Source organism: Candidatus Blochmannia sp. SNP (assembly GCF_036549215.1).
In the GTDB taxonomy this organism is placed as follows: Bacteria; Pseudomonadota; Gammaproteobacteria; order Enterobacterales; family Enterobacteriaceae; genus Blochmanniella.
Map to the genome: position 1 here is coordinate 64,000 of NZ_CP144371.1, position 25,712 is coordinate 89,711.

The 25,712-nt window shown below is 27.1% G+C and carries 22 protein-coding genes, 1 tRNA gene and 1 other RNA gene; 12 read left to right on the plus strand and 12 right to left on the minus strand.

What is annotated here, in order from left to right; all coding sequences use genetic code 11:
• Positions 1-26 precede the first annotated feature (26 nt).
• Complete coding sequence (locus tag VOI34_RS00270) at positions 27-1,256, plus strand: tRNA CCA-pyrophosphorylase (protein WP_331828480.1); 1,230 nt, start codon at positions 27-29, stop codon at positions 1,254-1,256.
• 265 nt (positions 1,257-1,521) lie between these two features.
• On the opposite strand, the gene VOI34_RS00275 is transcribed toward VOI34_RS00270, so the two are convergent.
• Positions 1,522-2,346, minus strand: coding sequence for an undecaprenyl-diphosphate phosphatase (locus VOI34_RS00275; RefSeq protein WP_331828481.1), 825 nt, complete (start codon positions 2,344-2,346; stop codon positions 1,522-1,524).
• 175 nt (positions 2,347-2,521) lie between these two features.
• Complete coding sequence (gene folB / locus VOI34_RS00280; protein ID WP_331828482.1) at positions 2,522-2,881, minus strand: dihydroneopterin aldolase; 360 nt, start codon at positions 2,879-2,881, stop codon at positions 2,522-2,524.
• A gap of 126 nt (positions 2,882-3,007) precedes the next feature.
• Here folB and plsY point away from each other — a divergent pair, with 126 nt between their 5' ends.
• On the plus strand, positions 3,008-3,595 hold the full coding sequence (gene plsY, locus VOI34_RS00285; RefSeq protein ID WP_331828483.1) for a glycerol-3-phosphate 1-O-acyltransferase PlsY: 588 nt from the start codon (positions 3,008-3,010) through the stop codon (positions 3,593-3,595).
• Positions 3,596-3,626: 31 nt separating this feature from the next.
• Here the strand turns inward: plsY and tsaD are convergent, their stop codons facing one another.
• Entirely contained in the window at positions 3,627-4,643 is a 1,017-nt protein-coding gene (gene tsaD / locus VOI34_RS00290) for a tRNA (adenosine(37)-N6)-threonylcarbamoyltransferase complex transferase subunit TsaD (RefSeq protein ID WP_331828484.1), read from the minus strand.
• Between the two features lie 175 nt (positions 4,644-4,818).
• On the opposite strand from tsaD, the gene rpsU reads away from it, so the two are divergent.
• The 4 genes from rpsU to VOI34_RS00310 all read left to right on the plus strand — a co-directional run bounded on the left by rpsU (position 4,819) and on the right by VOI34_RS00310 (position 9,333).
• Positions 4,819-5,034 carry a 30S ribosomal protein S21 gene (rpsU, locus tag VOI34_RS00295; protein ID WP_250236286.1) on the plus strand — a complete coding sequence of 72 codons (216 nt, stop codon included), beginning with the start codon at positions 4,819-4,821 and terminating at the stop codon, positions 5,032-5,034.
• A gap of 161 nt (positions 5,035-5,195) precedes the next feature.
• Entirely contained in the window at positions 5,196-6,938 is a 1,743-nt protein-coding gene (gene dnaG / locus VOI34_RS00300) for a DNA primase (RefSeq protein ID WP_331828747.1), read from the plus strand.
• A gap of 164 nt (positions 6,939-7,102) precedes the next feature.
• A complete protein-coding gene (gene rpoD, locus VOI34_RS00305) occupies positions 7,103-8,947 on the plus strand; it encodes an RNA polymerase sigma factor RpoD (RefSeq protein ID WP_331828485.1) in 1,845 nt (614 codons plus the stop codon).
• Between the two features lie 311 nt (positions 8,948-9,258).
• Positions 9,259-9,333 (plus strand) — tRNA-Ile (locus VOI34_RS00310).
• Between the two features lie 147 nt (positions 9,334-9,480).
• On the opposite strand, the gene VOI34_RS00315 is transcribed toward VOI34_RS00310, so the two are convergent.
• From VOI34_RS00315 to rsmI, 3 genes are all read right to left on the minus strand, one after another.
• Positions 9,481-10,035 (minus strand): DedA family protein, encoded by a 555-nt coding sequence (locus tag VOI34_RS00315; RefSeq protein WP_331828486.1) that lies wholly within the window; start codon positions 10,033-10,035, stop codon positions 9,481-9,483.
• Between the two features lie 590 nt (positions 10,036-10,625).
• Positions 10,626-11,042, minus strand: an RNA gene (gene rnpB, locus VOI34_RS00320) — RNase P RNA component class A.
• A gap of 38 nt (positions 11,043-11,080) precedes the next feature.
• Positions 11,081-11,971, minus strand: a complete 891-nt coding sequence (gene rsmI, locus VOI34_RS00325; protein WP_331828487.1) for a 16S rRNA (cytidine(1402)-2'-O)-methyltransferase — start codon at positions 11,969-11,971, stop codon at positions 11,081-11,083.
• A gap of 550 nt (positions 11,972-12,521) precedes the next feature.
• Between rsmI and dolP the strand changes: the two genes are divergently transcribed.
• Positions 12,522-13,109, plus strand: coding sequence for a division/outer membrane stress-associated lipid-binding lipoprotein (gene dolP, locus VOI34_RS00330; RefSeq protein WP_331828488.1), 588 nt, complete (start codon positions 12,522-12,524; stop codon positions 13,107-13,109).
• A gap of 1,335 nt (positions 13,110-14,444) precedes the next feature.
• On the opposite strand, the gene rpsI is transcribed toward dolP, so the two are convergent.
• Both rpsI and rplM read right to left on the minus strand, forming a co-directional pair.
• Positions 14,445-14,849, minus strand: coding sequence for a 30S ribosomal protein S9 (gene rpsI / locus VOI34_RS00335; RefSeq protein ID WP_331828699.1), 405 nt, complete (start codon positions 14,847-14,849; stop codon positions 14,445-14,447).
• A 29-nt stretch (positions 14,850-14,878) separates the two neighbouring features.
• A complete protein-coding gene (gene rplM, locus VOI34_RS00340; protein ID WP_331828489.1) occupies positions 14,879-15,307 on the minus strand; it encodes a 50S ribosomal protein L13 in 429 nt (142 codons plus the stop codon).
• Positions 15,308-15,870: 563 nt separating this feature from the next.
• Between rplM and VOI34_RS00345 the strand changes: the two genes are divergently transcribed.
• Positions 15,871-16,260, plus strand: coding sequence for a YhcB family protein (locus VOI34_RS00345; RefSeq protein WP_331828700.1), 390 nt, complete (start codon positions 15,871-15,873; stop codon positions 16,258-16,260).
• Positions 16,261-16,461: 201 nt separating this feature from the next.
• Positions 16,462-17,835: a Do family serine endopeptidase gene (locus VOI34_RS00350; RefSeq protein ID WP_331828490.1), complete on the plus strand. Its 1,374-nt coding sequence runs from the start codon at positions 16,462-16,464 to the stop codon at positions 17,833-17,835.
• Positions 17,836-18,089: 254 nt separating this feature from the next.
• Here the strand turns inward: VOI34_RS00350 and murA are convergent, their stop codons facing one another.
• Together murA and VOI34_RS00360 are read right to left on the minus strand one after the other, a co-directional pair.
• Positions 18,090-19,349: a UDP-N-acetylglucosamine 1-carboxyvinyltransferase gene (murA, locus tag VOI34_RS00355; protein WP_331828701.1), complete on the minus strand. Its 1,260-nt coding sequence runs from the start codon at positions 19,347-19,349 to the stop codon at positions 18,090-18,092.
• A 53-nt stretch (positions 19,350-19,402) separates the two neighbouring features.
• Complete coding sequence (locus VOI34_RS00360; RefSeq protein WP_331828491.1) at positions 19,403-19,660, minus strand: BolA family protein; 258 nt, start codon at positions 19,658-19,660, stop codon at positions 19,403-19,405.
• Between the two features lie 1,645 nt (positions 19,661-21,305).
• Here VOI34_RS00360 and lptC point away from each other — a divergent pair.
• The 3 genes from lptC to lptB are packed head-to-tail and all read left to right on the plus strand — an operon-like array spanning position 21,306 to position 23,168.
• Complete coding sequence (gene lptC / locus VOI34_RS00365; RefSeq protein ID WP_331828492.1) at positions 21,306-21,908, plus strand: LPS export ABC transporter periplasmic protein LptC; 603 nt, start codon at positions 21,306-21,308, stop codon at positions 21,906-21,908.
• A gap of 37 nt (positions 21,909-21,945) precedes the next feature.
• A complete protein-coding gene (gene lptA / locus VOI34_RS00370) occupies positions 21,946-22,446 on the plus strand; it encodes a lipopolysaccharide transport periplasmic protein LptA (RefSeq protein WP_331828493.1) in 501 nt (166 codons plus the stop codon).
• Complete coding sequence (gene lptB, locus VOI34_RS00375) at positions 22,443-23,168, plus strand: LPS export ABC transporter ATP-binding protein (protein ID WP_331828494.1); 726 nt, start codon at positions 22,443-22,445, stop codon at positions 23,166-23,168. The genes lptA and lptB overlap by 4 nt, the downstream gene beginning before the upstream one ends.
• Before the next feature lie 946 nt (positions 23,169-24,114).
• Here the strand turns inward: lptB and VOI34_RS00380 are convergent.
• Together VOI34_RS00380 and VOI34_RS00385 are read right to left on the minus strand one after the other, a co-directional pair.
• Positions 24,115-24,975 carry a metal ABC transporter permease gene (locus VOI34_RS00380; RefSeq protein WP_331828495.1) on the minus strand — a complete coding sequence of 287 codons (861 nt, stop codon included), beginning with the start codon at positions 24,973-24,975 and terminating at the stop codon, positions 24,115-24,117.
• A gap of 78 nt (positions 24,976-25,053) precedes the next feature.
• Entirely contained in the window at positions 25,054-25,704 is a 651-nt protein-coding gene (locus VOI34_RS00385) for a metal ABC transporter ATP-binding protein (RefSeq protein ID WP_331828496.1), read from the minus strand.
• Positions 25,705-25,712: the final 8 nt, after the last annotated feature.

Genomic DNA, 25,712 nt, shown 5'->3' on the forward strand with positions numbered 1-25,712 from the left:
TAAATCATCTAATTAAAAATTGCACCATGGAAAAATATTTAGTAGGTGGCGCTGTACGAGATACATTGTTAAAACTACCAATTAAAGAAAAAGATTGGGTGGTAGTAGGATCTAGCCCTCAAGAAATGTTAAACAATGGTTATGAGCAAGTTGGAAAAGATTTTCCAGTATTCTTACATCCAGAAAATCACGAAGAATATGCACTAGCACGTACTGAACGAAAATCTGGTCAAGGCTATACTGGTTTTACTTGTTATGCAGATTCGTCGGTTACTATCGAAGAAGATCTATATCGAAGAGATTTAACTATTAATGCTATGGCCTATGACACACATGGCAATCTTGTGGATCCATATCATGGACAACGAGATATACAATTACGATTGTTGCGACATGTTTCTCATGCATTTAATGAAGACCCTCTACGAGTATTAAGAGTTGCTCGGTTTGCTGCTCGGTTCGCGCATATGAATTTCACTATAGCTCCAGAAACGCTAATATTAATGAAACAAATGATTCATGAATTATTATTTCTATCCCCAGAACGTATATGGATTGAAACAAAGAAAGCTTTAATTACAAATAGTCCACAAATATATTTTATGGTTTTGCATTATTGTGGAGCATTAAAAATCTTGTTTCCTGAATTCGATACATTATTCAATATATCTGCTTCAGTAGAACAAAATACACTAATAAACACTGATAATCTTACCATGACGATGCTTACTAAAGCAGCTTATCTAACAGATGATATCAATGTGCGCTTTTCTATTTTATGCCGTGACTTAGGAAAACCAACTCTTCTTAATAATAAAAAAAAATGTATTGAATATCATGATTACAGAAAATTAGGAATTCCTTTAATTAATAATTTATGTAATAGATTAAAAATACCAAATGAAATTCGTAATTTTGCAAAAATTGTTTCCGAATATCATGATTATTTATATAATATTGAAATATTAACACCCAAAATGTTAATGACATTATTTAATGTTTTTGATTGTTGGCGACGTCCTAAGAGACTAGAACAAATCATTTTAGTTAGTCAATCTAATACGTTAGGATATGTAAATTATAATGATTATTTATATAATCAAAAAAATTTCTTACATACAGCTTTTGATATTACTAAAAAAATTTCCATTGCAGACATTATTAAAGACGGATTTACTGGAATTAATATAAGTAAAGAATTATATTCAAGACAATTGCATGCTTTAAAGATCTGGAAAATGAAAATAAATAAATAATATTTAAACAGAAAAATTTTAAAAACTATAAATAATAAAAGTACTTGAAGCACATACTCCAGACTAAAAAGCGACCATTAAACAGACACAATACCTTATCTGCTTTTAGCAGCACTAAAATTGTCTAAAAATTTTTATATAGACCTAAGATTATATGTGTAGCGAGGATCTTTTTATATAATACAATATTCAAAACAAAATATATCAATCCATGCCCAATTCCTATGTAAACCATTAACAACTATTTAAAAATAATCAACTTTAATTATCTTATTAATCCCCAATAAATGCCTCCAGCTAATAAAAACCGATATATAGCAAAAGGAATTAAAGAAATATTTTGAACTATTTTTAAGAAACATCTTACAGTAAGTAAAGCTATAACAAGTGCCACTATGCTACTGCCAATCAATAATAAAGTATCCATTGCGCTAATAGAAGATCCACAATGATATAAAGTTAATATTACAGAACCAAATATAATAGGAACTGCTAAAAAAAATGAAAATTCTGAGGATATACGCCTATTTAATCCAACCAATAAACCCCCTCCAATAGTAGCCCCAGCACGAGAAAATCCTGGCCAAAACGCTAAACATTGAAAACATCCAATTAAAAAAGATTGCGCATAAGTTATATTGTCAATATCTGACATACGCGGTCCTTTAAGTAAACATAGTTCTCCAACTAACAAAAATATTCCACCAATTATTAATCCATACATAATATATGTTAATCCAAAAATCAATCTAATTTCTTCATAAAAAATCAGCCCCAATATCATTCCAGGAAGCGTCCCTAATAATATATGTCGAATACATAAATGGTTATTATCATAATGTTGTTTAACAAACATTTTTTTTATACAAATCACACCCATACTATATAATCTATTCCAAAACATTATTGTTATAGATAAAATCGCACCTAGCTGAATCATCACAGTAAAAATTTTTGCTGAATCATCCATATAATGAAAAATACTCTCCACTAGCATCATATGACCTGTTGAAGAAATAGGAAGAAATTCTGTTAATCCTTCCACTGCCCCCAGAATTAATGAAATAATTAATTTACGTACATCTAACATTAATAATCCAAGATAAACAACATAGTTATAACATTTAATCTAAAATAAATGATTGCAATATAAACTACCACATTATTTGTAGGATATAGAATACAATTTTATTTATTTAAAAAATTTATTTGATTTGAAATATATACACATATTCTTCTTAAGAAACTAATCTTATTTTAAATATTCAAGAAATATTCACTTTTCGTTCGATATATATACCAACATTAGAAGCGTCCCGAATTGCTCCAGGTTTACTCACTTTTACACTAATCCAACAAACGCAAAATTTTTTTACTAACGTATTTACTATTAAATTAGCAACATCTTCTATTAAATAGAAGTGTTTTTTACTCACTAAATCAAGTATTGTTTGACTTACATGAGTGTAATCTAAATAAGATACTATACTTGTTTCACCTAAAAAAACTGCAGTATTATATGATAATTGCAAATCAAAAATTAACTTTTGTAAATATTTTTTTTCCCAATCATATATACCTATATATGCCATTACTGTTAGTCGCTCTATAAATAGAATATTCATTTATATGTTATGATATTTAATTTACGTAAATAAATCATTTATTAAAATAATACTTACGATATAAAAAATACATTATATATTAAATCTGTATAATAATCGCTCATTGTATATCAAAAAAAATAACTTATGACTCTTATTTCTATTTTAATAATAATATTAGCCTATTTGTTAGGATCAATATCTAGTGCTATTTTAATATGTAAAATATTAAATATTCCAGATCCAAGATATTTTGGTTCTAAAAATCCCGGTGCTACTAATATTTTTCGGATTGCAGGTTATAAAATTGCAATTTTTGTAATATTATTCGACGTATTAAAAGGTGCGTTTCCAATATGGTTGGGCTACTACCTGGAAATTTCATCTGATTCTTTAGGAGCTGCAGCTATTTTTACATGTCTAGGACACATGTACCCAATATTTTTCAAATTTTATGGAGGAAAAGGCGTAGCCACCGCATTTGGAGCTCTGACTACAATAAATATTAATCTTTCCATTATCATGATAAGTACCTGGTTATTAACCGTATTATCTTTTGGATATTCCTCATTAGGTGCTGTTGTTGCTGCATTAATCGTACCTTGCTACACTTGGTACTTTCAACCACAATACTTATTTCCAACAATAATAATATCTTCTTTAGTTTTAATCAAGCATATTGTCAATATTAAACGACTATGGAATCATCAAGAAAAACGTATTTGGCGTAATTAATACAAAATATTGTTAATGATAATTATGGTAATTATTTTATCCTTGGAAGAGATTCTAAAGACCAGCGTGGTCTTACTAAAATTGGTAAATCACTAAATAATCCAGCCTTAAGTCGAATAAATCCAGTATAAGCTACCATTGCTCCGTTATCTGTACAAAATTCTGGACTAGGATAAAATAATTTTCCTTTTAAGATGTGCATCATTTTTGAAAAATACAATCTCAGCGCATGATTAGCACTAACACCTCCAGATACTACTAAACATTTCAATCCAGTTTGATCCAATGCACGACGGCACTTTATTGCTAATGTTTCAATAATCGCATCTTCAAATGCACGTGCAATATCAGCATGAGTTTGACCGTCATGAGCATTTGACATAATAGTATTTACCGCAAAAGTTTTTAATCCAGAGAAACTAAGATTTAAGCCCGGCCGATCAATCATGGGACGAGGAAATTTATAACGATCTGCAATACCCCGTCGAGCCATTTTTGACAATAAAGCACCACCAGGATATCTTAATCCTAATAATATAGCAATTTTATCAAATACTTCCCCAACAGCATCATCAATAGATTCTCCTAATATTTTATATTCTCCTATGTTATTTGCAAATACAAGTTGAGTATGTCCTCCAGATACTAATAATGCTACAAACGGAAATGTAGGAGCTTTTTTTTCTAACATTGGCGCTAATAAGTGAGCTTCCATATGATGGATATCGATAGCAGGTATTTTACAAGCATAAGCAAGTGTTCTAGCGATAGTCGCTCCAACTAACAAAGCTCCTATCAAACCAGGCCCAGCCGTATATGCTATTCCATTGATATCTTCAAGTTTTAAATAAACTTGCCTTAATGTAGACAAAATTAAAGGAACTATTTTTCGTACATGATCACGAGCAGCTAGTTCAGGCACAACTCCTCCATAATCAGCATGTAGCGCATCTTGACTGTATACTTGATTAACTAATAACCCTTGATATTGATCATAAATTGCTACGCTGGTTTCATCACATGAAGTTTCAATACCTAAAACTCGCATACACATTTCCATATTTAATGAACAATTATAAAATACTTCACATTAGTTTTATATTTCATGTCATAATATTTAATGTTATATTAGAAAATAGTAAAAATATAGGTATTTTAATCATATTACAATCATAATCTTCAATAGAAAGATTAAAAATAAACAATAATAGAGAAAGATATATATGCCAATAATTAAAGTGCGTGAAAATGAATCATTCGACGTAGCGCTACGCCGTTTTAAAAGATCTTGTGAAAAATCAGGAATTTTATCTGAAGTACGTCGTAGAGAATTTTATGAAAAACCAACCACAGAACGTAAACGAGCAAAAGCATCAGCAATTAAGCGTCATACAAAAAAATTAGCCCGAGAAAATTTACGCCGGGTTCGATTATATTAAATAATAATCACTCATATTATTTTAATATACAAAAAATAAATAAAAAATATTATTTTATGATTAATATAACTAAGTCGTCTATATTTATAGGCACAACATTGAATCATAACTTATAATGATGTTAGTGTTATTTGTTATTTAATAGCACCAACTAAGGAGATATAATTACCCGTATTCCAAACACAGTAATCCATGAATTGATATCGCGTACTGACATTGTTGACTTAATTAGTCGACGCATATCTTTAAAAAAACAAGGAAAAAATTTTCTAGCTCGTTGTCCATTTCATATCGAAAAACACCCATCATTTACTGTTAATATTGAAAAACAATTCTATTATTGTTTCAGTTGCGGATCACATGGGAACGCGATAGATTTTTTGATGAATTATGACCGACTTACATTTATTGAATCTATCAAAGAACTATCAGTTATAAATGGGATATCATTAGAGCTGAATGTAGGCGTTTTCAAAAAAAATAATTGTAAAAAAACTAATCTGTATCAGTTAATGAATAAATTAAGTGAGTATTATCAAAATATATTGATTCAAAAAAAATATTTATATGCTTACAAATATTTGCAAAATCGCGGATTAAACACTAAAACTATTGCCGACTTCAACATCGGATTTGCTCCTCCCGGATGGAATAACATAATACAAAAATTTAGTTTTACATCGTGTGATCAAGCATTACTTGATCAATCAGGTATGCTAATTAGCAATAACAAAAAATATAAATACGATCGATTTCGTAATCGTCTTATGTTCCCTATACGAGATATAACAGGAAGAATCGTGGCATTTGGAGGACGTGTTATCACAAATAAAAAAATGCCCAAATATTTAAATTCACCAGATACCGAAATTTTTAAAAAAAATCAACATTTGTATGGTTTATACGAAGCACGCATACAACACAAGAACCCCTCTTATATACTTTTAGTAGAAGGTTATATAGACGTCATTACATTGACACAATTTGGAATCAATTATGCAGTCGCTTCTTTAGGAACTACTACTGCTAATCATATTCGATTATTATATAATATCACCAATCAAATTATTTGTTGTTATGATGGTGATCATGCTGGTAAAAAAGCTGCTTGGCGTACATTAAACATCGCTTTACCATATCTTACTGATGATCGGCAAATAAATTTTATATTTTTGCCTCATGGAGAAGATCCAGATACATTAATACATAAAATAGGAAAAAATGACTTTTTAAAAATATTAACACAAACACAAGATCTATCAAATTTTCTATTTAAAACACTATCACAAAAAATAAATTTACAAACATTAGCAGGTCGGGTTAAATTAAGCAACCTAATATTACCTATGCTTAATAAAATTCCTGGAAAAACACTAAAATTATGTTTACTACAACAATTAGGCAATAAAATAGGAATTTTAGACGAAAATAAACTAAACCAATTACTTATAAACAAACCTATTTTATCTACTAATAAAACAAAAAAATATTGTATAAATTACAGCGTAGAACACCTATTAATAGGATTGTTAATACAAAATCCACAACTTGCTAAATTAGTACCGAGCATACAAGAATTAAAACAATTTAAAAAAGACGATATTATGATATTTACTGATTTGGTTCAAATATGCAAGACATATCCAACATCAACTCCTGCGCAATTGTTAGAGTATTACCGTGAGAATAAATTTTTTTCAAAACTTGAAACACTAGCATATTGGAACCACTTGATTACAAATGATATGATAGAAACCACTTTTATTGATGCATTAACTAAATTATATAATTTAACTCTTGAACAACGTCAAGAAATGCTTATTGCTCGTGATCGAATATCTGGATTAACAATACAAGAACGTCAAGAATTGTGGTTATTAACTCAAACATTATCAAAACGTTAATATAAAATTATAAACTTTTTAGGTTCAATACTACTAATGAAAATAATTATACAAATACCTCCTGAATAAACTATTATTAATAGTTTTATTTACATATCATCGATAGATGGGCATACACCATCTATTAAACTTTTAAATATTACTGCAAACGTGGGAGTCTTTTTATGGAACATAACCCACAATCACAATTTAAGTTACTCGTCACACTTGGGAAGGAACAAGGATATTTAACTTTTTCTGAAGTCAACGATCATTTACCAGAAGATATTGTGGATCCAGGTCAAATTGAAAACATAATCCAAATGATGAATGATATGGGTATTCAAGTCATGGAAGAAGCTCCTAATTCCGATGAGTTTTTGTTAATTGAGCGCACTAGTTCTAGTAATGATGAAGAAGATGCAACAGAAGCAGCTGTGCAAGCATTGGCCAATGTTGACTCAGAGTTGTTAGGCAGAACAACTGATCCAGTTCGGATGTATATGCGAGAAATGGGTACTGTAGAATTATTAACACGAGAAGGCGAAATAGATATTGCTAAAAGAATCGAAGATGGAATAAATCAAGTGCAATGCTCAGTTGCTGAATATCCAGAAGCAATTACTTATCTTTTAGATCAATATAAACGCGTAGAAACCGGAGAAACACGTCTTTCAGATTTAATTACAGGTTTTGTAGATCCTAATGCGGATGAAAATATATCAGCATATACAAATATAACTCATAATATAACTTCTGAGATTGTTTCTGAAACAATATCTGACGACGATGAAGAAGAAAATAATGATGAAAATAACATTGATCCAGATATAGCTCGTAAAAAATTTATAGCGCTACGTGATCAATATGAAATAACGCGAAAATCAATAAAATATAATGGACGAAATCATGCTCAATCATCAAAAGAAATCTTAAAGCTTTCTGAAGTATTTAAACAATTTAGATTGGTTCCAAAACAATTTGATAATTTAGTTAATAATATGCGCTCTATGATGGAACGAGTACGCATACAAGAGCGCTTGATTATGAAATTATGTGTTGAAATTAGTAAAATGCCTAAGAAAAATTTCATAGAGTTATTTTCAGGAAATGAAACTAATAAAGCTTGGTTTAATACAGCTTTATCTATGCACAATACGTCATGGGCAGAAACATTACATAAAGTTGATGAAGATGTACAACATAGTTTATCAAAATTACATCAAATTGAAAAAGAAACAGGACTAACAATAGAACAAGTAAAAGATATTAATCGTCGTATGTCAATTGGAGAAGCTAAAGCTCGAAGAGCTAAAAAAGAAATGGTTGAGGCTAATCTTCGATTAGTCATATCTATTGCCAAAAAATATACAAATAGAGGATTACAATTTTTAGATTTGATACAAGAAGGTAATATCGGGTTGATGAAAGCTGTAGATAAATTTGAGTATCGTCGTGGTTATAAATTCTCTACTTATGCTACTTGGTGGATTCGCCAAGCGATTACTAGATCAATAGCAGACCAAGCACGTACTATTAGAATTCCAGTTCATATGATAGAAACCATTAATAAACTTAACAGAGTTTCTCGGCAAATGCTACAAGAAATAGGGCATGAACCGACACCAGAAGAATTAGCGGAACGCATGCTTATGTCAGAAGATAAAATTAGAAAAGTATTAAAAATTGCAAAAGAACCTATTTCCATGGAAACTCCTATAGGAGACGATGAAGATTCTCATCTTGGTGATTTCATTGAAGATACGAATCTTGATTTACCTTTAGATTCAGCAACTTCAGATAATTTACGTACTGCTACCCATGATGTACTTGCTGGATTAACTCCAAGAGAAGCTAAAGTACTACGTATGCGGTTTGGTATTGATATGAATACTGATCATACGTTAGAAGAAGTGGGAAAACAATTCGACGTAACTCGGGAACGTATCCGTCAAATAGAAGCAAAAGCTTTAAGAAAATTACGTCATCCTAGCCGTTCTGAAATATTACGCAGCTTTTTAGATGATTAAATGAATATAAAATTATAATTACCAATTCGATATAATCGATAACATTGAATATTAATTTACAAAATGTATATTTAATATAAAAATATCAAATATAACAATTTTTTGCAAAATTATACAAAGTATGCTATACACTACGACGTTTGTAATATCGATAAATAAAAATCATATGATAGGAAAAAGTAAAAGACTTAATAAAAATTGGACGACTTCATCATAATGGTATATTTAATATAAAATTAAGTTTTTGCATATTTTAAGTAAGTTAAATAACTTTTACTGTACTGCTAAAAAGTAATTAAAATCACAATCAAGGCCCCTTAGCTCAGATTGGTTAGAGCAGGCGACTCATAATCGCTTGGTCGCTGGTTCAAATCCAGCAGGGGTCACAATCTTTTCGCTTTCCTCTAAAAAAACAATAATTTTTTATGTTATCTCATCTCATGAGATGTTTACAAAGTATTTTTTAATAGAAACCACAAACTAATTAGTAATATTTAATCCATTATTAGAAGTAATGTTTACTATATTATCTATCATAACACATAAAAAAATTCTGATCGTTCTAAAAAAAAACCCAAAACAATAAGTATAAATACCCATACAAATGAACTAACCCAATTAAATAATTGGAAACGAAAAGAACTCAATCCAGACACTCCTGCAATAGTGGGTAAGACTGTTCGCACAAATACTATAAAACGACCAATAAAAAGAGCAGATAAACCATGTTTATGAATCATACGATTTGCTTTCTGATAGGATTTATTAGGTATAAAAGATAACCAGCGTTTTATAGTTTTATTATTTTCTAAAAATTTACCTTGCAAATAACTCATCCAACTACCTAAACCTGCAGCTACTGTTAAAATTCCTAAAGTCGCAGTAAAATTCAAAATACCTTTCGCAATCAATACTCCTAATATAATTAATAAACTATCTCCAGGCAAAAAAAATGCTGGAAGAATAGCATTCTCTAAAAAAAGAATAATAAACACTAATGAATAAATAGCTAACGCTAATCTTAAGTTAGGAAATAATGTAAGATTATTTTGCCATATTATATTTAGTAATTCTTTTAAAATATCCATGACTCACTTAATTTCATATGTATAAAAATATATAATTAATTTAAAATAAGAAATATATTCTCATATGTCTCTATTTTAGTTAAATCACTTTTTAATGAAAATTACAAATATACTTTTCTTCTAAATCTCTACATAATACTACTAATAAGTAATTAGAGACTAACATTTATTCATTTAATAACTATAATTAAAAATTCTGAAATTTTTTATAAAAATATTAAATTCTTTTTAAAATTTTTATATGAGATGTATTAATACAACAATATATCTATTTATATTAAATAATATAATGGTATATCTCAAATAAATACTAATTAAATTCTAATTTATATATTTATTTATCTATTTTATTTATTGATACCATGAAAAATTCATTTAACGATATAATAACAAAAGATTTATTCTAATAAACAACAATATGTAATTTACATATTACAACACCAAATAAGATTTTTACTATTTATCGTATATAATATAACTTTTCTATAATTAAAGACTTAAAAAACATTACCAAATAAAAACTAAACGCTTAATATCATTAAAATGACTTCTTATTTTATTCTTTTACTCTACTATATATATTTATTTTAACAAAGAGCTAGCCGTTAAGCCGGGTTCTGTCTTGAACAATCATTCATCTACGCTATCATTCTCATGATAGCTTAAGCAGCTTACCCAAGTTCAGTACGGACCATACTATAGAACTTCTATTCAGCCTTGCTCCGAGTGGAGTTTACATGATACGAACTGTTACCAGCTCATATGGTGTGCTCTTACCACGCCTTTTCACCCTTACCTATATTATTTATTATTATTTTTATATAAAAATAATTAATTATTGGCGGTTTTCTTTCTGTTGCACTTGTCGTAGATTCACATCTCCCAGGAATTACCTGGCACTCTGCCCTATGGAGCCCGGACTTTCCTCTCCTTCACTTGTAATTATATCAATTTTATTATCTTCATCACTACAAATACAAAGAAGCAGCGATTGTCTGGCTAGCTCTCCGGAATATTATACTATTATTTTAAATAATATCATTAATCAATTAATATTTTGATCTTCAATTTTATTTAATTGCTTACTTAGATATTTTTTATAAAGCACATTTTTTTTTACTCCGTATATATATTCTACCAAAGTTGCAGCTTTTTTTACGGGTAATTCCGATGCCAATAAATTCATAACATGAAATATTTTTGGTGATAATTCATGATTTTTTATACAATTTCCTGCTACGACTAAAACTATTTCTCCTTGAATTCGAGAATTATCTTTTTGTATCCAAGATAACAATTGGCCTACAGGAGCTCCATAAATAGATTCCCATATTTTAGTTAATTCCCGAGCTAATACGACATAACGTTCTAATCCAAAAATACTAACCATATCTTTTAAAGTATCTATTATGCGGTATTTTACGTCATAAAAAATTAATGTTCGGGGTTCTTCTAATAAAGCTTGTAAACGACCTATGCGTAAACTATGTTTATGTGGTAAAAATCCTTCAAAACAAAACCGATCAGTTGGCAACCCAGATCCACATAATGCGGTAATAGCAGCACATGGGCCAGGAAGCGGAATAACCTTAATTTTTAGTTTCTGACAACATTGTACTAAGCGATATCCTGGATCATTAATCAATGGAGTACCTGCATCAGAAACTACAGCAACACTTAATCCTGCTTGTAATTTTGAAATTAATGTTGGTATTTTTTTATATTCATTATATTGATGTAATACACACAAAGATGTACGAATAGAAAAAAAATTTAATAATATGCGAGTACGGCGCGTATCCTCTACAGCAATACAATCTACCTGGCGCAGAACTGATAACGCCCGGTATGTGATATCTTCTAAATTTCCAATAGGAGTTGGAACTATATACAAAGCAGATATACAATTGGTTATTGATGACGATATTTTCTTCATATATTAATATCTATTTTAATAAGTATTGTTTTAATAAAAAACTATAAATATAGTACATTTTTATTATTAATATTCAATACACTAAATTAGTATCTTATATATTAAGACTACCGATATATAAATAACTAAATAATATAAAAATTAATTAGTATATTATTCTTTAAAAATTTAAATGCATTTTAAGTATGTATTTAATAAAAAATATGTTTTGATTGATACTTCAACATTAAATCATTAAAATTCACCGGTTGAAATTTAATTCATTTAAAAACCATTTTCTATTAAAATAGTTACTTTACAAACAAACTATAAGAATAATGCAATTACTAAAAATATTTAACAAAATATAATAATTTTATGTGAATCTTTTAAAAATATATTATACTATCACTCGTGATAAGTGAACGTTTTCATATTATATATAATTATTATGAATAGATTTATACGACTAAAATTATTCATTTTCAAGTAATTTACTTATAGATAATATAATAATCAAACTAATATTAATATCCAATTTTTTAATATCTGGATTTGTAAATACACATAAATGAACATTAGCTATCGTATAGTTCAATTATTATTAATTTTATCTTCTATATTAATATTACAAGCTTGTTGTTCAAGCATGTTAGCTATCGGCACTGCCGCATTTATTACTACAGCATGGCATGATCCTCGTACTATAGGGACTCAACTAGATGATAATATCTTAGAAACTCATATTGCTTATTCTTTCAACAAAAATCAACATATTAAAAAATTCGCACGTATAAAAAACACTGTATATCAAGGTAATGTATTATTAACTGGACAAGCTCCTTCTATTTTTTTTATTGAAGAAGCTATAAAAATAGTAACTAGAACTAATGGAACAAAAAATATTTATAATGCAATTCGCCAAGGCACTCCAATATGTTTACGATCTATTTTCATAGATACTTTAATTACTAATCAAATACGTTTAAGTCTGTTTCTTAAAAAAGATGTACATACTTCTAGCATTAAAATAATTACAGAAAATAAAGAAGTATTTCTTTTAGGTCAAGTTACTCATTCAGAAGGTAAATGTGCTGAACAAATAGCAAAAACAACAAATGGGGTAAGAAACGTAACTACCGCATTTTCTTATACATAAGAAAATGCGGTAGTTACTACAAATTATAAATATAAATCTTTTCTTCAATAAATTTATTATGTCTTATAGACATTATTTATAATTGTAATTTACTTACTAACTTATAGTAATACTATTATAGTAGTACATACGTTATGTAATAAAAACATTTTTTATATTATATTAAGTATAATTATCATCGGTTAATGATTTTTATTTATATTCACAAATATGCCAAATCAGCAAATTTTTTAATTAATTCTATCTACAAATAATAGAAGATTTAAAAAACAATAAAACCTCCAATTTCTGTATTAGGATACAACTCTAAATATAAAAATTAATCAATCTATTTACCAAAATAATATATTTATAAATCAACATTACCTTAATATGTATATATATACAAACATTTTAAAATAATAACATCCCCTACCCCTAACACTAAATTTTAAATTTTTGATTTCACATACTGTATATTCGACAAAATCAATGATTTTATTTAAATTTATAAACAATATTTAATATAATTTGTGAATCTTTAATAAAATTTAGATATAGCACATTATCATTCATCTTATCTATGAATACATGCACTTGTAAAATTTATGAAAATAGTAAAAATTAAATAATACAAATCATCTATATATAAATCATAATATATATGCATATATTCTTACTAACGTAAGAAAGAATAACGAAAATACATAGAACGAGCATTTATATAAAATAAACTTATTCTATATATCTAGAGCTATCTTAATAATAATAATAATCAACAATTCCATATATAAGCTCTATTTTCAACGAAGATTCTATTTTTATTTTCATTAAAAATATACTTTAACTTAAAATTAAAATTTTATAAATTCAAATAAATAATGAACGTTTACTAAACTTTTAACATTCTACAATGAAAAATTAATAATATTTATTATAAACAAAAACCCATATTATTGTAAATATTAGTTCTCTTATAACGAAAACACCTCCCACATTTATTAAATCAAATATAGTTTAGTAAATATTAAAATATATAATTTTTATGAAAAATAAAAATGCACGAATATATTAATTTCCTTTACATGATAAAATACAAGTGAACCTAACTATTAGTTCATAACATATCTACCATGTCATCAATGTAATATTTACATGACGTCATCAAACCCCTATAATTAATATTATTTGAAATTATATTATTATCTTCAAATCTTCATCAACCAAATATACCTACAGTATACTCAACACCTATCTTGATGTTTATTATTAAAAAATAATTTTGTATTTAATTGTGAGAGCCCCATTTAAAAAAGAAAACCACTACATCCTTATATTTAGGTATAAAAATAGATATCAACGTTTAGAAAATTGAGGGCTCCTTCGTGCTTTACGTAATCCTACCTTTTTTCTTTCTACTTCTCTAGAATCCCTAGTAACTAATCCAACTGAACGCAGTATATCACGCAATTTCTCATCATACTGTAATAATGCACGTGTTATTCCATGACATATAGCACCAGCCTGACCAGATGTACCTCCGCCTTTCACAGTAATATATATATTGAACGTATTATTTAACAAATTAGTAATTTTTAAAGGTCTCATAACAATAAACTGCATACTATTTTTAGGAAAATATTGATTTAATTCACGTTTATTTATAATAATTTTTCCATTACTGATTGCATCCAGTTTAATGAATACCCGAGCAGAAGCGCTTTTTCTTCGTCCGGTGCCATAATATTGATTATAGGTCATACTTTTTACTTTCCATTTTATTTTATTCATTAACAATCTATGAATTGAGGAGCCTGAGCAGAATGCATATGTGTATTCCCCGAATATACTTTCAATCTACAATACATAATGCGACCTAAAGGACCTTTAGGTAACATACCTTTTACTGCAATTTCAACTATCCTCTCAGGATGCTTATCAATCATTCTTTTAAAATTAGATTGTTTAATTCCTCCAACATACCCAGTATGGTGATAATAAATTTTATTATCACATTTACGACCGCTTACAGATACTTCTTTTGCATTTAAAACAATAACATAATCTCCAATATCAATATGGGGAGCATATTCCACTTTATGTTTACCAATTAAATATCTAGAAATTACAGTAGATAAACGACCAAGTATTTTACTTTTAGCATCAATAACATGCCATTTTCGTCTAATTACATTTGATTTTACCATAAAAGTTTTCATAAAAATAAAACTCAACTCAATATAAAAATTCACCTATGCTAAAACTAAAAAATAAGTTTTTAATATAAAAACATAATTATAACACAACAAATTTTATACTATCACAGCATCATTGAAAAATAAAATTTCTCCAATATTATTTAAAATCTAAAATAGATATACATTAATACTTAACACATAAAATATCTGATATCTATATATCACAAACAAACTAAAATAAATAATTAAGAAATATAATAACATTATATTTTATAATAAATAAATTCGTAGTATATTATCAACTAATAAAATTAATAATTTAATGCGCCTAAATAGTTTTTAAAAATTATTTTTATTTTTAATTACCTAAATATTTAGCCAAAAATATTAATTCCACTTAATTTTCTTTATCAATAGTATTTTTAAAATACTATTGATAAAGAAAATTAAGTGGAATAGAATCCTACTTCATAGTATATATTTTAAATACAAAGCGATTAGTACTCAGATCTAACCACTCAATTAACATACAAAACAGAATATATCAAACAAAATAAATTTAGGAGTGTTATATCATGATATGTATGTATATACTTATAAGTTTAATAATTGGCATTGTTGCAGGAGCAATTTTAATGTATTACAGGACTCGCTACTTATTACACAATCAAAAAACTTTATATAACGAACTACAAGAAAACAAAATTAAACTAAATGAATACCAAAAAGAATTAAGTAAACATTTTTTATGTACCATAGAGTTATTAAACAAAATGATAATTGATTATCGTCATCTGTATCACAATGTAAAAAAAAGCGCCAATTTTTTTTTACCAAATACACATATTCAAGATATAATGTATATGTTTAACACTAAAGAAACAAATATACAAAACGAACAGCTACCAATAGAAGCACCATTGGATTATTCTAATAACACGGAAAATACTCTAAAAAATCATGATAACAAATAACACTGATATCATTTATACAAATTTCGTCATGCACCATATTATATCTTCATATATAAAACGCTATCTCCAGCACCACAACTTGTGGGCCATTAAAATTAATTATAGGTCTAAATATACGTAATTTAGTCACTAAAATTTTATAAACATTTTAGTATAAAAATTATTCTTACTTAAGAATATAACTAACTAAATTAATTATTTATGAAAATAGCACGCTTACTTAATATATTGAGTATATTATTTGCATTAAGCATTTCGCATTCTGAATCTTCTATAAATCATACGACATTTTCTACGGAAATATCAGGATTCTTACCAAGTTTAGCTCCCATGTTAGATACAGTGCTTCCAACAGTAGTAAGTGTACACGTAGAGGGCATTCAACCAGCAAGAAAACTGACATTACCTAAAGAATTTAAATATTTTTTTGGACCAGATATACCCGGAGGAAACTTCGGATCTAGACCATTTGAAGGATTAGGATCAGGAGTTATTATTAACGCTAATAAAGGTTATATTATTACCAATAATCATGTTGTAAATGGCGCAGATAAAATTAAAGTACAACTCAACGACGGTCGAGAATTTGATGCCAAATTAATAGGGCATGACGAACAAACTGATCTAGCATTACTTCAATTATCAAAATTTAAAAATCTTTCTGAAATAAAAATAGCTGATTCCGATATCTTAAAAGTTGGCGATTTTGCTGTTGCAATAGGCAATCCTTTTGGATTAGGTCAAACTGCAACTTCTGGTATTGTATCAGCATTAGGAAGAAGCGGTTTAAACCTTGAAGGACTAGAAAATTTTATACAAACCGACGCCTCTATAAATAGAGGAAATTCTGGAGGGGCTTTAGTAAACTTACATGGAGAATTAATTGGAATTAACACTGCTATTTTAACACCTGGTGGAGGAAATATTGGTATCGGTTTCGCTATTCCTAGCAATATTGTAAAAAATTTAAGTCAGCAACTAATCGAATTTGGAGAAGTAAAGCGTGGACAATTAGGAATTAAAGGAACGGAATTGACTGCTGATATTGCTAAAGCACTTAATATAGATGCACAACGTGGAGCATTTGTTAGCGAAGTTTTACCGGGAACTGCAGCTGCTAAAGCAAATATAAAAGCAGGAGATATTATCGTATCTATAGAAGGGAAACCAATAAAAAATTTTGCAGAATTAAGAGTCAAAATCGGTACCACTACTCCAGGTAAAATTATAAAACTAGGATTATTACGAGATGGAAAAATACAAACAATATCAGTTTTACTAGATGATAGCGCCTCCGTTAGCACCAGTGAAGAGGTATTAACTCCTGCATTACAAGGAGCTTTTTTAAGTAATGGATATTTAAAAGATGGGACAAAAGGGGTGCAAGTTGAAGAAGTAACCAAAGATTCTCCAGCTTATTCTATTGGTCTACAAAAAGGTGACATAATCATTGGATTAAATCGAACAAAAATACATAACTTATCTCAACTACGTAAAATTTTAAACGAAAAACCATCCGTTATAGCGCTTAATATTGTTCGCGGAGATACAAATATATTTCTGCTGCTACGTTAATTTATATTGACTTAAAAATCAATATAACTAGCAAAACAAGATCTAATCTATTTTTAAACACTTAAATAAAAGTAAATATTTAATAAATCATAAATAATAAAATAAGTATTATAACTGATTTTAATTAATACTGTAATACATCATATCTTAAACATATATTAAATACATACTTACAAATGTTATTTATTAAAAAACACTTTTACATAAAAAAATCACAAAACCATTTAAATAAAAATCATTATGCATCTGATAAGTTATTTATTAGTAACTCGTTCAATACACGCCCCCATGTTCCTTAATTTTTTTTCAATATGATCATATCCCCGATCAATATGATATACGCAATCAACTATCGTTAATCCTTCAGCAATACAGCCAGCTAACACTAAACTTGCAGATGCTCGCAAATCTGTTGCCATGACTTGTGCTCCAATTAATGCATCAACTCCATGGCAAACAATCGTATTATTTGATACTTTAACACGAGCTCCCATACGAATAAGCTCTGGAACATGCATAAACCTATTTTCAAATATAGTTTCTATAATTTTACCCGTACCTTCAGAGACTACATTTAGTAAAGTAAATTGCGCTTGCATATCGGTAGGAAATCCTGGATATGGTTTAGTACATATAGTGATAGCTTTTGGTCGTTTTCCGTTCATATTTAAGCTAATCCAATCTTTACCAGTTTTAATCTCAGCTCCAGATTCACTTAATTTTTTTAAAACAAAACGTAAAGTATCTGGACGTGATCCTAAACAAACCACATTTGCACGTGAAATAGCGGCAGCAACTAAAAAAGTTCCAGTTTCAATGCGATCTGGTATAATACAATACTTTCCACCGCCTAGTTTTCGAACTCCCTCAATAGTAATTCGATTACTTCCAGCTCCATTAATATTTGTTCCTAGCATAATAAGAAAATTAGCGGTATCAACAACTTCCGGTTCACGAGCAGCATTATCAATTATAGTAGTTCCTTCTGCTAATGCAGCAGCACTCATAATAGTGACCGTAGCCCCAACACTAACTTTATCCATTATAATATGAGCACCATGTAATCGTCCATTCACAGAAGCTATAACATATTCCTTCTCTAAAATAATTGTTGCTCCTAATTTCTTCAATCCATTAACATGTAAATCTACTAACCTTTTACCAATCGAACATCCACCAGGTAACCAAATTTTTCCTTCTCCAAACCGCGCTACTAATGGTCCTAATGCCCAAATAGAAGCACGCATAGATTTAACTAAATCATAAGGAGCACAACATGTATTAACACTGCTAGTATCTGCAAAAACTGCATCACAATGTTCTACTTTTGCTCCCAGTGTTTTTAACAGTTTTACAGTAATATCAATATCCTTCAATTTGGGAACATTAAAAATTTCTACTGGTTCTTCAGTTAATAACGTAGCAAATAAAATTGGTAATGCAGAATTTTTAGCTCCTGATATTTTCACTTCACCATTTAAAGGAGTCGGGCCATAAATATAAAATCTATCCATTATCATAGTTTAAGGTCAATTGCATACTAATATCATAGTAATTGAAATCTGCTTCATATATTATATAACATATGCTTTTTATTCTTCCATTCTTCAGGATTAAATGCATGAATAGATACAGAATGAATTTCATTATTTAATATATGTTGCATAAGAGGAGCATATACTATTTTATGCCGTTCTAATTCACTCATATTATAAAATATATGGCCTATAGCGATAATTTGACAATTATTTTCATAAAAAGAAACATGCACTTCATCTAATAACAAATTTTTTAATAAAATACTTTTAACTTCATTCTCATTCATAAGCTTCAAGCCATTTCAATAAATACAATTAATAGTAGAACAGATAATTATCTTAATTATGTTCTATTAAAAAATTATTTTAAGTTGTTATTTTTAAATTAATATATCCTGAAATTTATTATTTAATTTTAATCTTGAATAACTAATTATTTAGTTTTATTTTTAGTTAATATATAACGATCATCATTACTATCCTTATCCCTCAATAAAAATATATCGAGAATAAAATATAAATTTATATATTAAATATATCTACAAAACTTTTTTATACCTATAGATATATATTGTATATAACAATATCTTTTATTATTTAAAATTCTATACGCTACATTTATTATCATTAAACTGATTTTAATAAAATTAACTTGTTCAAATATAAAATTACGTCAAGTTCATTTTTATTTTTAAAAGTAAAATAAAAATGAATGATTTGACAAAAAATTTTGTTATATACTCATTGACATCATATTTTATTGAAACATTATTCTTATGCTATTAGATTAAGTATGATGATTCAATGGTAATTAATCATAATCGTCATTAACCTATTTTATAAGAATAAAAATTTAAGCATTTATAAAATTTATAAAATATTAAATAATATAAAAAAATAAAATTGTACTTATACACCAATTATTTCACTAATCTAGATATTATTAATTATTATTAATTTATAATATTTTAACTACATTCTAATAAGTTTCATATTTATATATTTATAATCAAAAAATAATATTAAACATTACAAAAAATAATACTTTTATAAATTTTTATTAAAATAACACTTTAAATTATATCAATAAATACACCACTAACTATATCCAATTACCAAATGCAGTTGATAATTTTAAACAATCTTTATTATAATCGATAATATTATTTTTAACTATTTTTGGGATGTACATATTTATAATTACTAATATTATCAAAATAATAATAATTCTCATACAACTTAGAATTTTTATTTTAAATTTATTAAAAATAAATTTTCCAACAATATTAAAAATAGATTAAACAACAATACATTTTATTATAAATGCAACAACATTATCATATTTATAATTTAATTATTAATAATATATTTTATATAAATTATAATTTTATTACTTAATATAAAAATTATTTATCTTCAAATAAAAATTATATTTCTAATAAAAATAAACGTAAAAATTACATATGTAAATATATAAGTTACACATGTTATGTGTAACTTATATCACTTAATACAATACAAGTTAATAACAAAATATTATTACAAATTAAAATTGAAAATACCCAGTCTATCAGAAATAAATAACACTTAAATCAAACACATATTACTATATATTAGTAATATAAATTTAAAAATTAATAACTAAACTACAAATTAATATATTGAAATTAATTCCATTATATGTCTCCTTAGATTAATGAATATATTGTCATTTCTATCTATACACTATATTTAATGTAGTGGTGAATAATTATTTTCATCATATCATTTTATGAAAAAATATCATCTTATACGTAGTTTTTCAGACCAAAATAACATTAAAATTAATAATCACAACAATAATATTTAATCTATATCACCTACTGATAGTATTTTTATTATTTAAGACATAAATAAATATTCAATCATAGCCATGACATAAGAGATAGCATAATGTTTTATACACCTAAATTATTAAACAAAAATAAAAAATATATTTTTATTTCAATTTTATCAATATTAACAATAATCTTTTTATCCATTATTATAAAAAAATTATTAATCACCTTTAATACGCCACTAAATTCATTGGTCAATAAAGAAACATATACTCATCAAGGTAACGATGTAGTGATTAACATATATCATACAACAGGACAACTTAAATTTAAATTAACAGCATATTGTATTCAACATTTTTCAGATCAAAAAATCACTTGGTTTATATGCCCTGACATTACTGCTTTTAATGAACAAAATACTCCAATATGGAAAATTACAGCAAATCAAGCTAGATTAAATCATGAAAAGACACTACATTTATACGGCCACGTTCATATGAATAGTTTAATAGATAGTGCATATTTTCGATCCATTGAAACGAACCAAGCGATAATTAATCTAATAACTCAAGATATTATTTCAAACAAAAAAGTAATTATACATGGTCATTATTTTTATTCTGTTGGGATGAAAATGCATGCCAATCTACATACACAAACAATCAAATTAATTGATAGTACACAAACTTATTATGAAATTCAATATATGCGGTAAAAACAAAACAATACTTATCTGTATTAACATATTTTTTATGTTTACGTGCTCCCATGCCACAACGCATAAAAAAACACAAATAATTCAAATTTGTTCTAAACACCAATCAATTAATATGCTAACTAATACAGTAATTTTTACAGATCAAGTTATTCTTAAATATAAAGACATCAATCTTCATGCAGATAAAATGCTAATCTCTCACACAAAAGATATACATCATTTATCTGTAATAGAAGCACATGGAAAACCTGCCATTTTAAATCAAACACAAGAAAATACGGAGAATACAATATTTGCTCAATCATTGATAATATATTATAGTACTAACGATGATACTATCACTTTTATTGGGAATGCTTATATAGAACAATCAGGAAATTCTATAAAAAGTGATAAAATAATATACTCAATAAAAAAAAAACAAATAAAAGCTATTTCTAATCAAGGAAATAAAGTTATTACAACTTTATTAGCAAACCAATCTAAAAATATATTTAATGTACACTATATAATTAATTCTAATTTGATAGAGTGACAACACTTACTATAAGAAATTTATCCAAGATCTACAAAGGACGGCATGTAGTTAATGATATAAGTTTATATCTCTCTTCTGGAGAGATCGTTGGATTATTAGGTCCAAATGGTTCAGGAAAAACTACAACGTTTTACATGATATTAGGAATTGTTCAACATAATTCCGGCAACATTTTACTTGGTGAAAAAGATATTAGCCTATACCCAATCTATCTTAGAGCTCGATTGGGTATAGGCTATTTGCCTCAAGAAAGCTCAATTTTTCGTCGATTAACTGTATTTGACAATTTAATGGCTATATTACAAACCCAGCGTAATCTTAATACAACAAAACGCAATAAACTTATTATAGAATTAATGCATAACTTCCATATCAGTCATCTACGAAACAATATTGGTCAAACATTATCTGGAGGAGAACGAAAACGCGTAGAAATTGCGCGAGCATTAGCTGCTAATCCTAAATTTATATTACTTGATGAACCTTTTTCTGGGGTTGATCCAATCGCAATAACAGATATACAAAAGACCATTAAACAACTTCAATCCCAAAGACTTGGAGTGTTAATAACCGATCATAATGTAAGAGAAACGTTACGTATATGTGAACGAGCGTATATCATTAATCAAGGAAAATTAATTGCTCATGGTTCTCCCAATGAGATATTGAATAATAAAAATGTACAACAAGTATATTTAGGAAATATGATTAAATTGTAATCATGCTATAAACCATGATTGATATATACAAATTAAAACATTAACCATTTCTAATAATTGCACATACCAATATTTATCAAAATTAGTCCATACTAACGGAATAAATAATTTAAATCAAAATAAATGTTAGTTTATGAAAATAATCTAATTATAAAACTACACATGTTTTATATAGTATCTGTATAAAACATAAAATTTCATTAAATAATGAGAATTATTTTAAAAAACCTTCTGATACAACAGATAGTAATTATAGACGTCATGGTTTAATATGCTTATTTATAGGGATATTGTATAATATGCCTATAACCCCTTTTGTAAACGTAAGTAATGTATATTTGAGATGACACATACTTTATTGCTAAAAACACAAAACATTTATCTTACTATTTCAAATTACTTTATTTTCGTTCAGAAATCATTAATTTTTTAACTACTATTCTATATCCTCTTTTAAAAAAACTTTATTTTTAATTTCCTTATTTTTATTATATCAGCTTAATTAAAACATACTATTGTTATTGGTATAATTACAAATGTTATAAACACATCAATTTTAGTTGATATATACTATTAATCTTACACTATCATATTTTCATTTGCTAAAAACAAAAAGAATAACAATAATTATTAAAATCATTATTTATTAGTTTTACTTGCAATCAAAAATATCTAATTTAAATAAAATTATATGTCTAATTTTATTAGTAATACTAAAATCATCACCAAAAATTTTTAAATATTATTTAAAAACTTAATATTTCTATACACAAGTAGATACAGACAAAATTACTAAATATAATTTTATATAAAAAATTAAAATTACTTATATATAAATGTGCAATCATTACATATTCATGTTTGATAAAAAATTATATTTTTACATAAACACACTTAATTATTCCTAATATAATAAATAATTAATTAAATAAATAATCCAAAAATTTTATTTTTTATGGTACATATAAAACAAAATACCTTTATTTCTTCCAAAAAATACCGAAATTAAAAATACTATACTACCACATAGCACTATAGCAGGACCTGCTGGAAAAACCATATAAAATGCTCCAAGCAATCCTATCCATGAACACAACACAGCGATTAATACTGATAACAAGAGCATATTTATTAAACTCTTAACCCAATACCGAGCTGATAACCCAGGTAACATCATTAACCCAACAGACATTAAAGTACCAGTTACTTGAAAACTTGCTATTAAATTTAACATAACTATTGATAAAAAAACTATTTGAATAAATTTAGATGCCTTAATGCCATTTTCTCTCAAAAAATCTGGATCAAACGTTTCAATAATCAAAGCCCTATAAAGTAATGCAACAGTAAGTAGAGTTATTGTTCCAATTACTCCAATACATTTTAAATTCAATAGATTCACAGATAAAACAGATCCAAACAATAAATCTAATAAATCCATATTAGGACCATGCAATGACATTAATATCACTCCAAGCGCTAAAGATCCAAGATAAAATCCAGAAAAACTAGCATCTTTTTGCAACAATGTTTTTTCACTAATCCAATTAGACAATATCGCAACAACTAAACCAGAAACAAATCCTCCTATACTCATTATAACAAATGACATACCCGAAAAAAAATATGCTATAGCCACTCCTGGTAATATAGAATGAGACAATACATCTCCCACTAGACTCATACGTTTTAACATTAAGAAATTACCAATTGGCGTCATACTAATAGATAATACACAACAAGCAACTATAGCTCTACGCATATAACCGCAGTTAATAAAAGGATCAAACAACATATAAATAGTCATATTTTTTACCAAAATAAATATAATATATATTAATAATTTCACATATAAAATAATATGACATCACACAAAATTAAACTATCATATTTGTGCAGAAGGATTCCAAATACTACAAGAATGAGTTAGTGATAATATATTAGGAAAATATTCAGTGACTAATTCGTCATTATGCAACGCAGCAATCACAGTACAACCTTGCCTACAAAGCAGATTTACAGAACGTATCATTATTTTACAAGTATTTGTATCAACACCTTGAAACGGTTCATCAAGTAAAATTAATGATGCCTGTTGCGTTAATATTCTAGCAAATAACATACGTTGAACCTGTCCACCTGATAAGTTCTCTATATATTGATTTAATAAATCCAATAATTTTACTTGTTCTAAAGAACGCCAAATTAAAATTTTTTGACGTCGATTTAGTCTTTTTAACAAATTTATTCTAGGCCAACAACCCATAGATACTACATCAAAAACAGTTAGTGGAAAATGATAGTCTATAGTTTTATCCTGAGGTAAATAACTTATACGAGGTTTACCTCTTTTTCCAAATTCTAATGTACCAGATATTGGGGGTAATAATCCGGCTAATGTTTTTAATAAAGTAGATTTTCCTATTCCGTTAGGTCCTACAATAGCAATCATACTGCCATACTTAATACGGCCGCTCACAGATGGACTAACATTACGACCATAGTAACCTGCTATTACATTATATAATGTCATCATGTAGTTAC